The organism is Bradyrhizobium lablabi (assembly GCF_001440475.1).
Taxonomy (GTDB): domain Bacteria; phylum Pseudomonadota; class Alphaproteobacteria; order Rhizobiales; family Xanthobacteraceae; genus Bradyrhizobium; species Bradyrhizobium lablabi.
The window spans coordinates 339,659-340,487 of sequence record NZ_LLYB01000046.1; the positions used below are offsets into that span (position 1 = coordinate 339,659).

Annotated in this window: 1 protein-coding gene; it reads right to left on the reverse strand. The window is 58.6% G+C overall.

Annotation, left to right across the window (positions count from 1 at the left end; genetic code table 11):
• The coding region (locus CQ14_RS07235) for a two-partner secretion domain-containing protein (RefSeq protein ID WP_199805457.1) at window positions 1-399 on the reverse strand (399 nt) is incomplete at its 3' end.
• Window positions 400-829 lie beyond the last annotated feature (430 nt).

Here is an 829-nt window from a genome sequence, read left to right on the forward strand (position 1 = left end):
ATTGACGACCGAGGCGTTGCTGTTGCCGCTGAAGGTCAGTGCGCCGCCGGCGCGGAAATCGGCGTCTTTCACATCGAGCGTCGAGGCGACGAAACTGCCGCCGGTCTTGATCACGCCGTTCGGCCCGACCACGACCCCCGACGGATTGACGAGATAAACCGAGCCGGTTGCCGACACGACCCCGTTGATCGACGACGGCACGTTGCCGGTCACGCGATTGAGCGTCGCGCCGCTGCCGTTATTGAACTGGACCTGGTAGCCCTGCCCGACCGAGAAGCTCGACCAGTTGACGATGCCGGTGGCGCTCGATTGCGAGACCGTCAGACTGGTCGGCGACGTCGATCCGATCGACACGTTCCCGCTGACCACCGTTCCGCCTGACGGCAGCGATTGCGCCATCGACGGTTGCGCGCAACTGAGGCCGCATAGGAGCGCGATCAGACTGACGGAGGCTCGAAAATCCCTGGTGGACGATTGGATGGACGACGAAAAACACGAGCTGGATGAGACGATCATTGAACCACCATCCGCTTAAGGCGGCACCGCAAACCTTTCGTCTCCCAAGTTCTTTGTCAGACATGCACGCTTTCGTGCAGATGGAACCTGACAGGTTCCCATCTAAGGATGTATCAAGTAACAAGCGCAATTTATCGGAAAATTGCAGATATCGGACGTGAAGCCGGTCGCCTGGGCGTCGCGCGAGACAGATCGCGCAATGTCACGTCCGCTAAAGCTGGATGACTTTTCTTCGAATCGTCATCCCGATTTATCTTTTTGCTTGAGCATGATCTCCGCGCAAACGCGTTCGCGTTTGTCGCGAGGGAAAACC